Source organism: Ochrobactrum sp. SFR4 (genome assembly GCF_019730395.1).
Classification (GTDB): domain Bacteria; phylum Pseudomonadota; class Alphaproteobacteria; order Rhizobiales; family Rhizobiaceae; genus Pseudochrobactrum.
In genome coordinates this window covers 1-312 of the sequence record NZ_JAAPBB010000535.1, presented here as the reverse complement: position 1 = coordinate 312, position 312 = coordinate 1, and the positions used below count along the sequence as shown (strand labels likewise).

At 47.8% G+C, this 312-nt stretch carries 1 pseudogene; it reads left to right on the top strand.

The window, feature by feature from the left end:
* A pseudogene (locus tag HBA93_RS20140) lies at positions 1 to 207 on the top strand (ubiquinone biosynthesis protein UbiB); the annotation flags it as partial.
* Positions 208 to 312 lie beyond the last annotated feature (105 nt).

The following is a 312-nucleotide window of genomic DNA, read 5'->3' as shown; positions in this document are numbered from 1 at the left end:
TTCATGCGTCAGACACCGGAGTTGACCAAGCGTCTGGAGCGGCTTTCCGGAGAGCTGGATGACATGGCTGATAATGGGTTGCGTTTGGATGAGGCTACTGCTGCTGCAATCGGCAAGGCAGAGGCGCGCCATACGCGTACAGGTCGCGTGGCACTGATTGTGATCGCTGCCTGTATGGTGATTCTGACAGCAAAATTGCTCTTTTGATTGCATTGATTGCATAAATGATTGCAAATTTGAATTTAAAAGCGGTATTCTGAAGGGAGTATCGCTTTTTTGTTGGAGATAAGCATTTCCAGCAAAAGTGTGAAG